Here is a 12,590-nt window from a genome sequence, read left to right as displayed (position 1 = left end):
CTGGCGTCATGGACGGCACAGCGCGCGGCGAGCGGCACAGCGACGACGAGCTCGCCGGTGTGCTGGAGGAGGAGGTCGCGCGCATCACGTCGGCCATCCCGATCGTCGTGCCGCGGGCGACGGCCGCGCCCGGCACGCAGTCGGCCCGCGACGGGGGATCGGAAGAGGACGCTGCGGCGGACTCGGAGGCCGACACGGATGCGGTCGCCGACGGCGACGCCGATGCCGATGCCGATGACGAGGCTGCGGCGGATGGCTGGGCCGGGCCGCCCACCGAGCGGATCAGCTTCGACGACCTCCCGGTGCGACGCGCCCCGACCGGGCCGGAGCCGACGTTCAGCGAGTGGGTGGCCACGGCGGCCATCCCGATCCAGCGTCCGGCGGGTGAGAGCGTGGCCGGGACCGAGCCTGTGCCCGCGGCCGAGCCTCAGCCACGCGCCGCGTCGGTGCCGCGCGCCGAGCCCGAGACGCTCGCGGAGGCGGTCAGCCCGCCGACCTTCCGTCCCGTCGCCCGTGCCGAGCCGCTCGACCTCGTGCCGCCCGAGGCGGCGCCGCGCGACTCCGAGCCGGTGCCCGTGCTGCCCGTCGCGCCGTCGGTCGCGCTGATGGCACCGGTCGTACCGGATGAGGCGCACACCCCGGATGCAGCGGCCCCGGCCGACGCGACCGCCGCCCCGGATGCCGAGCCACCACTCGAGGACGACGCCGCGCATCCGGTCGCAGACCCGGACGAGCACGACGTCCCTCGCGGCCGCCACACCCGGATCAGCCTCCTCACCCCTGAGGAGGCGGACCTCGAACCGACGCCGCTCGACCAGCGGGTGGGGCGCGCATCCCGGATGTTCTGGCTCTGGTTCGCCGGCACCTCCTCGCTCATCAGCGTCGGCGTCGGCGCGACCCTGTTCGTTCTCGGCCTCAGCCTTCGTCAGCTCCTCGTCGCGACGCTCGTCGGCGTCGCCCTCTCCTTCCTCCCGCTCGGGCTCGGCACGCTCGCCGGCAAGTGGAGCGGGCAGCCGACGATGGTGGTGTCGCGGGCGTCGTTCGGGATGCGCGGCAACCTCATCCCGACCGTGCTCGCCCTGCTCGTGAAACTGTTCTGGGGCTCGGTGCTGCTGTGGCTGGCGGGTTCCGCCGCCGGATCGCTGACGGCCGCCGAGGGGTGGGCGGGGGATGCGGCCGGCGCGACGGTGACCGCGCTGATCGTCACGATCGCGCTCGCCGTGCTGATCGCGTACACGGGCTACCGCCTGGTGGCGCGGGTACAGCTGGTGCTCACCATCGCGTCGGCCGTGCTGATCGGCCTGATGGTGATGGCGACCTGGCGGCACGTGGATGTGGCGCGCGCGCTCGCGGTGCCCGACGCGTTCTGGACGCACGTCGTCACCGGGGCCGTGCTGGTCTTCAGCTACGTCGGGCTCGCGTGGGCCATGAGCAGCGCGGAGGTGGCCCGGTACCAGCGGCCGCTCTCGTCGGGCGGCGCCGCGATGCTCTGGGCGACGTTCGGCGCGGGCGTACCTCCGTTCATCCTCGTCTCCTACGGCGGCCTGCTCGCCGCCTCGCAGCCCGGGATGGCCGGCGCGCTCGCGAGCGACCCGGTCGCGGCGCTGACCATGCTCGGGCTGCCCGCCTGGTACCCCGTGCCGCTGCTGCTCGCCGTCGGGCTGTCGCTGATCTCCGCGCTGGTGCTCACCGTGTACTCGGCCGGATTCACGCTCGACGCCGCGGGCGTCCGCCTCGGCCGCCGCTGGAGCACCGTCGTCGCGGGGGCGGCGATCGCGATCGTCGGCGCCGTGCTGGCGGCCACGGTCACCGACCTCGCGTCGGTCGTGCGCGGGGTGCCGACCGCCCTCTCGGTGCCGGTCGCGGCCTGGGTGGGCATCTTCTCGGGCGAGATGATGCTGCGGACGCGGCGATTCCATCAGCAGTCGCTGCTCGCCCGGGGCGGCGTCTACCCGGACTGGCGCTGGACCAATGTCGCGCTGCTCGTTGTGGCGACGGTGGTCGGGCTCGGTGCGATCAGCTCGCCGCTGCCGTGGCTCGCCTGGGAGGGCTACCTGTTCCGGCTGGTCGGGATCGACCCCGGCGCCGGCATCGGGACGAGCAACATCGGGGTGGTGGCCGCCCTGGCGATCGGGCTGTTCGGCGCGCTCGTCTCCGCGGCGCCGGCCATCCGGGAGCAGGAGCAAGCGGAAGAGGCGGGGCGTCTGATCGCCTGATCGGCGGCCGGCGGATTCCTCCACAGCCGGAGCGTTCTCCACAGAACCGATCCGGCAGGGTCGGCGCGAATCGGCATCCCGTAGGCTGATCGACGTGCCTCACACCCTCGCCTCCGTCCGCGACACCGTCGAGCAGCTCTGGCCGCTCGCCGGTGCCGAGAGCTGGGATGCGTCCGGCCTGGTGGCCGGAGATCCCGAGGCCACGATCGAGCGCATCCTGCTCGCCGTCGATGCCGTCGCGGCGACCGTCGACGAGGCCGTGGACACGGGTGCAGACCTGCTGATCGCGCACCACCCGCTGCTGCTCCGCGGGGTCACCACGGTGGCGGAGGACCGCTACAAGGGTGCGCTGCTGGCCCGCCTCATCCGGGAGGACGTGGCGCTCTACGCCGCGCACACGACGGCGGACGTGGTCGCCGACGGCACGAGCGACGTGCTCGCCGCGCGTCTCGGGCTGCGCGACGCGCGTCCCATCGCCCCGGCGGCCGACGGCGTCACCGGCATCGGTCGGGTGGGCGACCTGGCGCAGCCCACCACCCTGGGCCAGCTCGCACGGGCCGTCGCCGACCTGCTCCCGCCGACCGCCGGGGGAGTGCGCGCCGCCGGCGACTACCACCAGCCCGCGACCAGGGTCGCCGTCTGCGGCGGCGCGGGCGACTCCCTGCTCGGTACGCCCGCCGTGCGCGAGGCGGACGTCTACATCACCGCTGACCTGCGGCACCATCCCGCTTCGGAAGCCCGGGAGCAGGCGGTGCTCGGTGGGGGCCCGGCTCTGCTCGACGTCTCGCACTGGGCGAGCGAGTGGCTCTGGCTCGACACGGCCGCCGAGAAGCTCCGGGAGGCGCTGCCCGGCGTGGAGGTCGCCGTCAGCGAGCTGCGCACCGATCCGTGGGACTTCGCGATCCTGCAATGAGCGCCATCGACCCGATCACGCGCCGGGCGACACGCCTGTACGCCGTCACCCCGCATCCCGACACCTCGCACGAAAGAAGCACCGCATCGTGAAAGCCAGCCCCGCCGATCAGAACGAGCTCCTGCGCCTGCAGTCCGCGGACACGCGCCTGGCGCAGCTCGCACACGCCACCAAGAACCTGCCTCAGGCCGTCGAGCTGACGAAGCTGCAGCCCGAGATCGAGGCCCTGCGTGCCCGGTGGATCGCCGCGACCGGCGAACTGGAGGACGCCCGGGCGGAGCTGAAGCGCGTCGAGTCGGATGTCGAGATCGTCGAGGCGCGCGTCAAGCGCGACAGCGACCGCGTGCAGCAGACCTCCTCGGTGAAGGACGTGCAGGCGCTCGAGGCGGAGCTGGCCTCCCTCGCCAAGCGCAAGGACGACCTCGAGGAGATCGAGCTCACCGTCATGGAGCGCGTCGAGACGCTGGAGGAGGCGCTCGCCGCCGTCGAGGCGGAACGCGCGGAGCTCGACGGCCGGGTCGCCGCGCTCGAGGCGCAGCGCGACGAGGAGGCGGGCAAGCTCGACGCGCAGCGCAAGGCGGCCGCGGCCGACCGGGCCACGATCGCCGAGGCGCTCCCGGCCGACCTCATCGAACTGTACGAGCGGCAGCGCGCGCGGTACGGCATCGGGGCGGCCGCGCTCGTCCGCGGCGTCTCGCTCGGGTCGAACGTGAAGCTCACCGAGTCCGACCTCTCCGAGATCCGCCGCGCGGCGGCCGACGACGTGGTGCTCTGCCCGGACAGCGGCGCCATCCTCGTGCGCGGGGAGGACTCCGGGCTCTGACCGGCCCAGGGCGTCCGACGTCCAGCGACCGGCTCCGGAGGCGCCTGCGCTAGGGTTGAGGCCGGAATGGGTCGGCAAGACGGTCGCGTCGGTCCGCGTCAGCGGGCCGCCGAGGAACGTCCGGGCTCCGCAGAGCAGGGCGGTGGGTAACACCCACCCGGGGCAACCCGCGAGAAAGTGCAACAGAAAGCAGACCGCCGGGGACGCGAGTCCCCGGTAAGGGTGAAACGGTGGTGTAAGAGACCACCAGCGGCCGGGGTGACCCGGCCGGCTGGGTAAACCTCGCCCGGAGCAAGGTCGGACAGGGGACCATGAGGCTGCTCGTCTCGTCCCCGGGTAGACCGCTGGAGGGCGGCGGTGACGTCGTCCCGAGATAGATGGCCGTCCGCGGTGCTTCGGCACCGTGACAGAACCCGGCGTATCAGCCGGCCCATTCCCTTCTCACGGCGCAGGCGCGGCGGCCTCAGCGTCGCCGTCGGGCGTGAACCGGTAGCCCATCCCGGGCTCGGTCAGCAGGTAGCGCGGGCGTGACGGCTCCGGCTCCAGCTTCTTCCGCAGCTGCGCGAGGTACAGCCGCAGGTAGCCGGTGTCCTTCGTGTACTGCGGTCCCCACACCTGGGTCAGCAGCGACTGCCGCGTGACCAACCGCCGCGGGTTGCGCAGCAGCACCTCGAGGATCTGCCACTCGGTCGGCGTCAGCCGCACCGGGTGCACCGCGCCGTCGTCCCCACGGCGGGTGACCTGGCGGGCGGCCAGGTCGACCGTCACGTCCCCGAAGGCGACGACCGGCTCGTCCGTGGCGGACGTCTGCCGGCGGGTGAGGGCGCGGATGCGGGCCAGCAGCTCGTCGGCGGCGAAGGGCTTCGTGACGTAGTCGTCCGCTCCCGCGTCGAGCGCATCCACCTTGTCGCCGGAGCCGGTGCGTCCCGAGACGACGAGGATGGGGACGCTGCTCCAGCCGCGCAGTCCCTCGATCACCTCGATGCCGTTCAGCTGCGGCATCCCCAGGTCGAGCATCACCAGGTCCGGATGCTCGTCCACGGCGACAGACAGGGCCTCCGCGCCGGTGCGCGCGGTGAGCACGTCGTAGCCGCGGGCGGCGAGAAGGATGCGCAGGGCGCGCAGGATCTGCGGGTCGTCGTCCGCGATCAGGATCTTCACTCGTCCCCCTTCGCCGCCGGCAGCGACACGACCATGGTGAGGCCGCCGCCGGGAGTGTCCTCGACGTCGAGCGTGCCGCCCATCCCCTCGACGAAGCCCTTCGACAGCGCGAGGCCGAGCCCGATGCCCGAATCGTTGTCCGTGTCCGACAGGCGCTGGAACGGCGCGAACACCGCCTCCCGGCGCTCGGCCGGGATGCCGGGTCCGCGGTCGACGACCCGCAGCTGCACCGTGCCCGCGAACTCGCTCGCTGCGAGCACCGGGCGGGCGCCCTCGGGGCTGTAGCGGAGGGCGTTGCCGAGCAGGTTCACGAGCACCCGCTGCAGCAGCACGCCGTCCGCCAGCAGTGGCGGCACGTCGGGGGAGAGGTCGAGCTCCACGTCGCCCGGCCCGACGCCCAGTTCGTCGAGGGCGGGCAGGATCACGTCGTCGAGCTCCGTCGGGGCGAGGGACACCGCGAGCACGCCCGCCTGCACCCGGCTGGCGTCGAGCAGGTCGGTGACGAGCCCGGCGAGTCCCTGGAGGCTGTCCTCCGCCGTCTCGAGCAGCGCCTCCCGGTCCTCGTCGCTCAACGTCAGATCCGACTGGCGGAGCGTGGTGACCGCGGCGGTCGCGGCGGCGAGCGGACGCCGCAGGTCGTGCCCGACAGCGGCGAGCAGGGCCGTGCGGACCCGGTCGGCTTCCGCCAGCGGGGCGAGCTCCGCGGCCGCCGCGGTGAGCTCGCGGTGCTCCAATGCCGCCTCCAGCTGCGCGACGATCGCCGACAGGAGCCGTCGGTCCCCGGCCTCGAGGTCGCGGCCGCGCAGTTCGAGGAAGACCCGGCCCTCCGGGCCGCCGCGCGCCTCGCCCGCGCGCGACTCCTGGCCGGTCCGCACCGGCAGCCGCTGAGCCGGTTCCGACAGCGGTGCGTCTCCGTCGCTCGCGAGCACCTCATCCGCGCCGTCCGCCCCGTGCAGCACCAGCCGCACCCCACCGAGCCCGAAGGCCTCGCGGGTGCGGGTGACCAGCGCTTGCACCGCATCCTCGCCGCGGATCACCCCGCCGGCGACGGTCGCCAGCAGCTCCGCCTCGGCCGCCGCCCGCAGCGCCGCCCGCGACCGCCGCGCGGCTTGGTCGACCACCAGGCTGACCAGCGCCGCGATGATGACGAACAGGATGAGCGCCAGCAGGTGCAGGGGCTCCCCGACGGTGATCGTGTAGAGCGGGTCGACGAAGAAGAAGTCGAGGGTGAGCCCCGACAGGAGCGCGGCGAACAGCGCGGGCCAGATGCCGCCGACGAGCGCGACCACGACGACGAGCAGCTGGTAGCTGAGCACGTCCGCCGTCATCGACTCCCCGGAGCGGACGCTCGTCAGCAGCAGCGTCAGCAGCGGGCCCCCGATGAGGGCGAGCAGGAAACCGTAGACCCGGCGCCGCACCGTGAGCCCTCCGCGCGGCCGGGGGAGCGAGAACCGGCCGCCGGCGCGCGCGTGCGACACGATGTGCACGTCGATGTCGCCGGATTCGCGGATCACGGTCGCGCCGATCCCCGGCCCGGTCAGCAGCGCCGACAGCCGGCTCCGCCGCGAGACGCCGATCACCAGCTGCGTGGCGCTCTCGCCGCGTGCGAACTCGACCAGGGCGCGCGGGATGTCGTCGCCGACCACCTGGTGGTAGCTCCCGCCCAGCTGCTCCACGAGCGCGCGCTGATTCGCCAGCACCCCGGGCGCCGCCTCGCGGAGGCCGTCCTGGCTGCTCACGTGCACCGCCAGCAGCTCGCCGCCCGAGCTGCGGGCCGCGATACGCGCGCCGCGGCGCAGCAGCGTCTCGCCCTCCGGTCCGCCGGTCAGCGCGACGACGACGCGCTCCCGGGCCTCCCAGGTGCCCGCGATGCCGTGCTCGGCTCGGTACTGCTGCAGGGCGCTGTCCACCTCGTCGGCGAGCCACAGCAGCGCGAGCTCGCGCAGCGCGGTCAGGTTGCCGAGCCGGAAGTAGTTCGAGAGGGCCGCATCCACCCGGGCCGCGGGGTAGACGACACCCTCGGCGAGCCGGTCGCGCAGCGCCTGCGGCGCCAGGTCCACCAGCTCGATCCGGTCCGCCCGGCGCAGCACCGCATCCGGGATGGTCTCCCGCTGCGGCACGCCCGTGATCTGCTCGACCACGTCGTTCAGCGACTCGATGTGCTGGATGTTGACCGTCGAGATGACGTCGATCCCCGCATCCAGCAGCGTCTCCACGTCCTGCCAGCGCTTGTCGTGGTCGGAGCCGGGCGCGTTCGTGTGCGCCAGCTCGTCCACCAGCGCGACCTGCGGATGCCGGGCGAGCACCGCATCCAGGTCCAGCTCGCTGAGGGTCACGCCGCGGTGCTCCACCAGCCGTCGCGGCACCACCTCCTGCCCGTCGAGGAGCGCCGCCGTCGCCGCGCGGCCGTGCGTCTCCACGACCGCGACCACCACGTCGGTACCCAGCCCGCGCAGCCGCTCGCCCTCTTCGAGCATGGCGAACGTCTTGCCCACGCCGGGCGCCGCGCCGAGCATCACCCGCAGGCGGCCCCGAGGCATCCTCGTCAGGCCGGAGTGGGCGCGGGCACGTCGTCGGGCGTGCCCACCTCGCCGCTGCGACCGCGCTCGCCGCGCTCCCGGCGCTCGCCGCGGACCGCGAGGGCCGCAGCGCCCAGGATGCCCGCGTTGTTGCGGTGCACGGCCGGCACGATCGGGGTCTTGAGCTTCAGCAGCGGCAGGAACTCCTGGTAGTTCTTCGACACTCCGCCGCCGACGATGAAGAGGTCCGGCGTGAACAGGAACTCGACGGTCGAGTAGTACTTCTGCAGGCGCTTGGCCCACTTCTCCCAGCTGAGGTCCTCGCGCTCCTTGGCGGAGTAGGCCGCGCGCGACTCCGCGTCGTGACCGTCGATCTCCAGGTGGCCGAGCTCGGCGTTCGGGATGAGGATGCCGTCGTAGATGAGCGCGGACCCGATTCCCGTGCCGAGCGTGGTCATGATGACCAGGCCGTCCTTGCCCTTGGCCGCGCCGAAGCGCGTCTCGGCGTACCCGGCGGCGTCGGCGTCGTTGACGAAGTGGATGTCGCGCCCGAGAGCCTTCTCGAACAGGTTCTCGGCGTGGAGGCCGATCCAGTCCTTGGCGACGTTGGCGGCCGAGAGGGTGACGCCGTGGCTGACGATGGCGGGGAAGCAGACGCCGACCGGCGCGTTCGGCTCCTCGGCCGCCAGCTGTGCGACGATCTCCTTCGTCGTCTCCACGATGTCGTCGGGCTTGCCGCCGGCCGGGGTGGGCAGCTTGACCCGGTCGCTGAGGAGCTCGCCGGTCGACAGATCGACCAGAGCCCCCTTGATCCCCGTGCCGCCGATGTCGATGCCGATCGCGTGCTTCTGCGAAGTCATGCTCCGAATCTACCGCGCCCGGCGGCCCGTCAGGCGAGGGTGAGGATCTCGGCCCCGCGCTCGGTGACGACGAGTGTGTGCTCGAACTGCGCGGTGATGCTGCGGTCGCGGGTGACGACGGTCCAGTCGTCGGCCCACATCTCCCACTCGTGCGTGCCCAGCGTCAGCATCGGCTCGATGGTGAACACCATCCCGGGCTCCATCACGTCGTCGTAGGCGGGGGCCGCGTCGTAGTGGGGGATGATGAGGCCCGAGTGGAAGGACGCCCCCACGCCGTGGCCGGTGAAGTCGCGCACCACGCCGTAGCCGAACCGCTTCGCGTACGACTCGATGGCGCGCCCGATCACGTTGACCTGACGACCGGGTGCGACCGCCTTGATCCCGCGGTTGAGCGCCTCGCGCGTGCGCTCGACGAGCTGGGCGACCTCCTCGGAGGCGGTCCCGGCGATGAAGGTCTGGTTGCTGTCCCCGTGGAAGCCGTTCTTGAAGGCGGTGATGTCGATGTTGACGATGTCGCCGTCCTCCAGCACCGTGTCGTCGGGGATGCCGTGGCAGACGACCTCGTTGACGGAGCTGCAGATCGACTTGGGGTAGCCGCGGTACCCGAGGGTGGAGGGGTAGGCGTCGTGGGCGAGCAGGAACTCGTGCCCGATCGCGTCCAGCTCCTCGGTCGTCACGCCCGGACGCACCGCCGCGCCGACCGCCTCGATCGCCTGCGCGGCGATCCGTCCGGACTCGCGGATCAGCTCCACCTCGTCGGGCGTGTACACGTCGCCGCGGGTGGCCGGCGCCGGTCCCGGACGGCCGACGTACTCCGGCCGCGGGATGCGGCTCGGCACCGGGCGCATCGCGGTGACGCGGCCGGGGATGAGGTGACCGGCGGAATCCTTGGGCATACGATCAACTCTATGACGAGCGACGAGTACGGCATCAAGCAGGACGCCGAGCACAAGTACTGGTACAACATGAAGACCGGCGAGGTCGAGCAGGGCTTCCTGTCACCCGCGCCGAACCGCGTGGGCCCGTTCGACACCCGCGAAGAGGCCGAGCACGCGCTCGAGAAGCTCCGCGAGAACTCCGCCAAGTGGGCCGAGGAGGACGCGGCGGACAACCGCTAGAAGCTGTGTTCCTGGGTGGGGAACGCCCCGCCCTGCACGTCCGCCTTGTACGCGCGGGCCGCATCCGCGAGCACGGTCTTCAGGTCGGCGTACTGCTTGACGAACCGTGGGACGCGACCGGTCGTGAACCCGGCCCAGTCCGTCCACACCAGCAGCTGACCGTCGACGTGGGGACCGGCGCCGACACCGACGGTCGGGATGCGCAGCTCCTCGGTGACGCGCTTGGCGACGTCGGCGGGGACCATCTCCAGCACGACCGCGAACGCTCCCGCGTCCTCGACCGCGTGCGCGTCGGCGAGCAGGTCCTCCGCGGCCTGGCCGCGCCCCTGCACAAGGTGGCCGCCGAGGCCGTGCTCGCTCTGCGGGGTGAAGCCGATGTGCGCCATGACCGGGATGCCCGCATCCACGATGCGGCGGATCTGCTCCGCGCTGCGGCGGCCGCCCTCCAGCTTGACGGCGTGCGCGCCGGTCTCCTTCATGAAGCGGACCGCGGTGTGCAGCGCCTCCAGCGGACCCGTCTCGTACGAGCCGAACGGCATGTCCGCGACCACGAAGGCCCGCTTGACCGCTCCGGCGACCGCGCGCGTGAGCGGGATCAGGTCGTCGACCGTCACCGGGAGGGTGGTGTCGTAGCCGAGCACGTTGTTGCCGGCCGAGTCGCCGACCAGCAGGAAGTCGATCCCGGCCTCGTCGAAGATCTGCGCCGTCAGCATGTCGTAGCTGGTCAGCCCGGTGAACGGCGCGCCCTCCTCCTTCGCCGCCTGGAAGTGGCGGGTGCGCACCCGCTTCAGCGCCTGCATCGACGATGTCGTGGGATGGACGGAGGGCACCGGTGACTGCTCACTCATGCGGCCAGTCTAGTGACGGCGCGGGTGCCGGCGGCGGGTGCCCGGCTCAGACGGGCACGGGCTCGTACAGACCCCGCGTGGATGCGGCGGACGCCAGCTGCTTGTCGAAGGTGATGAGCCGGATGTCGTTGCCGACAGCCAGGGCGAGGGCGCAGGAGTCGGGCATGCGCAGTCGGTGCTTGGCCCTGATACGCGCCAGCAGGAGTGGTCCGTTCGGACCGAGGGACGTCGGTATCACCCCGAAGCGCTGAAAGTCTTCGAACGCCTCGACGCCGACGCCCGCCCGCTCGGGATTGACGAGCGCCTCCGCCAGGTTGACCGGATGGACGAGGTACCGGGTTCCGACGGCGAACGCCTCCACGGCCGCAGGGTGGTGGGCGTCGTCCGGGTCGAGCAGGGCGATCAGCACTCCCGCATCCACGGCGATGGTCACTCGGGCCAGCCCTCGCGGATCGAGTCGAGGCTCTCGGTGAAGACGCCCCGGTACCTGGCGCTCATCCGCTCCAGCTCCGCGCGGCGTTGCTCGGTCTCCATCCTGCGGTCGTCGCGGACGCTCCTCTCGCCTTCCTCGATGAGGTGGAGGAGGAGCTTGCCGTCCGAGTCGTCGGACCACCGCTCCCGCGCCACGTCGATGGCGCGCTGAACCTGCGGGGTGTGCGTGATCTGGGTGCGGGCGAGCTGCGTCGGCATGCGGGAAGTGTACCACCGCACGTCCCGGTGTTGCACCGCTGGATTGCGCGGTCCCTGCACCCCGCAGCCAGTAGTCTGGGAGCGGCCGAGGAAAGGGGCAGGATGGACAAGCAGCGCGACTTCGTTCTTCGCACGATCGAGGAGCGTGGCGTCAAGTTCGTGAGGCTGTGGTTCACCGATGTCGTGGGCACCCTCAAGTCCGTCGCCATCGCCCCGGCCGAGGTCGAGGGAGCGTTCAGCGAGGGCCTCGGTTTCGACGGGTCAGCCATCGAGGGCCTGACTCGCGCCTACGAGTCCGACCTGCTCGCCCTGCCGGATGCGACGACGTTCCAGATCCTGCCGTGGCGCGGAGAGGTCGACCCGACCGCGCGCATGTTCTGCGACATCACCACGCCCGACGGCCAGCCCGCCGTCTCCGACCCGCGCAACGTGCTCAAGCGGACGCTCGAGAAGGCGGCCGACCGCGGCTTCACCTTCTACACGCATCCCGAGATCGAGTTCTACCTGCTCAAGTCGTCGGCGTTCGGCGAGGAGGGCCCCGAGCCCGTCGACTCCGCCGGCTACTTCGACAACGTCCCGGGCGGCACCGCGCACGACTTCCGCCGCCGGTCGGTGCGGATGCTCGAAGACCTCGGCATCTCGGTCGAGTTCAGCCACCACGAGGCGGGACCAGGCCAGAACGAGATCGACCTGCGCTACGCCGACGCGCTCACCACCGCGGACAACATCATGACGTTCCGCACGGTGATCAAGGAGGTGGCGATCGAGCAGGGCGTGTACGCGACCTTCATGCCGAAGCCGCTGCAGGGCCACCCGGGATCCGGCATGCACACCCACATGTCGCTGTTCGAGGGCGACACCAACGCCTTCTTCGAGCCGGGCGCGCAGTACCAGCTCTCCAAGATCGGCCGCCACTTCATCGCGGGTCTCCTGCGGCACGCGCCGGAGATCACCGCCGTCACGAACCAGTTCGTCAACTCCTACAAGCGGCTGTGGGGCGGCGACGAGGCGCCCAGCTTCGTCAGCTGGGGCCACAACAACCGGTCCGCGCTGGTGCGCGTCCCCCTGTACAAGCCGAACAAGGGGCAGAGCTCGCGGGTCGAGTACCGCGCCATGGACTCCGCGGCCAACCCGTACCTCGCGTTCTCGCTGCTGCTCGCGGCGGGCCTCAAGGGCATCGAGGGCCAGTACGACCTCCCGCCCGAGGCCGAGGACAACGTGTGGGCGCTCTCCGACGGCGAGCGGCGCGCACTCGGCTACAGCCAGCTGCCGGCCAGCCTCGACCACGCCATCTCGCTGATGGAGGAGTCCGAGCTGGTCGCCGAGACGCTGGGGGAGCAGGCGTTCAACTACGTGCTGCTCAACAAGCGCCGCGAATGGTCGGAGTACCGCGCTCAGGTCACCCCCTACGAGCTGCGGACCAACCTCGAGATCCTCTGACC

Annotated in this window: 12 protein-coding genes and 1 other RNA gene; 6 read left to right on the top strand and 7 right to left on the bottom strand. The window is 72.1% G+C overall.

Annotated features, from left to right (window positions below; genetic code table 11):
- Nucleotides 1-8 precede the first annotated feature (8 nt).
- From J2W45_RS05950 to rnpB, 4 genes are all read left to right on the top strand, one after another.
- On the top strand, nt 9-2,216 hold the full coding sequence (locus J2W45_RS05950; RefSeq protein WP_310129791.1) for a purine-cytosine permease family protein: 2,208 nt from the start codon (nt 9-11) through the stop codon (nt 2,214-2,216).
- A gap of 94 nt (nt 2,217-2,310) precedes the next feature.
- The gene (locus tag J2W45_RS05945) at nt 2,311-3,129 is read left to right on the top strand and encodes a Nif3-like dinuclear metal center hexameric protein (RefSeq protein ID WP_310129789.1); all 819 of its coding nucleotides are present in this window, start codon (nt 2,311-2,313) and stop codon (nt 3,127-3,129) included.
- A gap of 88 nt (nt 3,130-3,217) precedes the next feature.
- Nucleotides 3,218-3,952: a zinc ribbon domain-containing protein gene (locus tag J2W45_RS05940; RefSeq protein WP_310129787.1), complete on the top strand. Its 735-nt coding sequence runs from the start codon at nt 3,218-3,220 to the stop codon at nt 3,950-3,952.
- A 67-nt stretch (nt 3,953-4,019) separates the two neighbouring features.
- Nucleotides 4,020-4,389: RNase P RNA component class A (gene rnpB / locus J2W45_RS05935), an RNA gene on the top strand.
- A gap of 4 nt (nt 4,390-4,393) precedes the next feature.
- On the opposite strand, the gene J2W45_RS05930 is transcribed toward rnpB, so the two are convergent.
- Genes J2W45_RS05930 through map form a run of 4 tightly spaced genes read right to left on the bottom strand, consistent with a single transcriptional unit; the run spans nt 4,394 to nt 9,388 of the window.
- Complete coding sequence (locus J2W45_RS05930) at nt 4,394-5,113, bottom strand: response regulator (RefSeq protein ID WP_310129786.1); 720 nt, start codon at nt 5,111-5,113, stop codon at nt 4,394-4,396.
- Nucleotides 5,110-7,653, bottom strand: coding sequence for an ATP-binding protein (locus J2W45_RS05925; protein WP_310129785.1), 2,544 nt, complete (start codon nt 7,651-7,653; stop codon nt 5,110-5,112). Before J2W45_RS05925 ends, J2W45_RS05930 begins: the two co-directional genes overlap by 4 nt.
- A gap of 5 nt (nt 7,654-7,658) precedes the next feature.
- On the bottom strand, nt 7,659-8,492 hold the full coding sequence (ppgK, locus tag J2W45_RS05920; RefSeq protein WP_310129783.1) for a polyphosphate--glucose phosphotransferase: 834 nt from the start codon (nt 8,490-8,492) through the stop codon (nt 7,659-7,661).
- Between the two features lie 29 nt (nt 8,493-8,521).
- Nucleotides 8,522-9,388: a type I methionyl aminopeptidase gene (gene map / locus J2W45_RS05915; protein ID WP_310129781.1), complete on the bottom strand. Its 867-nt coding sequence runs from the start codon at nt 9,386-9,388 to the stop codon at nt 8,522-8,524.
- Nucleotides 9,389-9,400: 12 nt separating this feature from the next.
- Between map and J2W45_RS05910 the strand changes: the two genes are divergently transcribed.
- Nucleotides 9,401-9,610 carry an SPOR domain-containing protein gene (locus tag J2W45_RS05910; RefSeq protein ID WP_285116406.1) on the top strand — a complete coding sequence of 70 codons (210 nt, stop codon included), beginning with the start codon at nt 9,401-9,403 and terminating at the stop codon, nt 9,608-9,610.
- On the opposite strand, the gene panB is transcribed toward J2W45_RS05910, so the two are convergent.
- From panB to J2W45_RS05895, 3 genes are read right to left on the bottom strand one after another with little or no spacing between them, the layout of a single operon-like run.
- Nucleotides 9,607-10,458 (bottom strand): 3-methyl-2-oxobutanoate hydroxymethyltransferase, encoded by an 852-nt coding sequence (gene panB / locus J2W45_RS05905; RefSeq protein ID WP_310129778.1) that lies wholly within the window; start codon nt 10,456-10,458, stop codon nt 9,607-9,609. The genes J2W45_RS05910 and panB overlap by 4 nt on opposite strands.
- 46 nt (nt 10,459-10,504) lie before the next feature.
- Nucleotides 10,505-10,891, bottom strand: coding sequence for a type II toxin-antitoxin system VapC family toxin (locus J2W45_RS05900; RefSeq protein WP_310129777.1), 387 nt, complete (start codon nt 10,889-10,891; stop codon nt 10,505-10,507).
- Complete coding sequence (locus J2W45_RS05895) at nt 10,888-11,148, bottom strand: hypothetical protein (protein ID WP_310129776.1); 261 nt, start codon at nt 11,146-11,148, stop codon at nt 10,888-10,890. Before J2W45_RS05895 ends, J2W45_RS05900 begins: the two co-directional genes overlap by 4 nt.
- A gap of 102 nt (nt 11,149-11,250) precedes the next feature.
- On the opposite strand from J2W45_RS05895, the gene glnA reads away from it, so the two are divergent.
- A complete protein-coding gene (gene glnA / locus J2W45_RS05890; RefSeq protein ID WP_310129774.1) occupies nt 11,251-12,588 on the top strand; it encodes a type I glutamate--ammonia ligase in 1,338 nt (445 codons plus the stop codon).
- The last annotated feature ends 2 nt before the right edge of the window (nt 12,589-12,590 follow it).

Source organism: Leifsonia shinshuensis, from assembly GCF_031456835.1.
Lineage (GTDB): Bacteria > Actinomycetota > Actinomycetes > Actinomycetales > Microbacteriaceae > Leifsonia > Leifsonia shinshuensis_C.
This window is presented reverse-complemented; position numbering and strand designations above follow the sequence as displayed.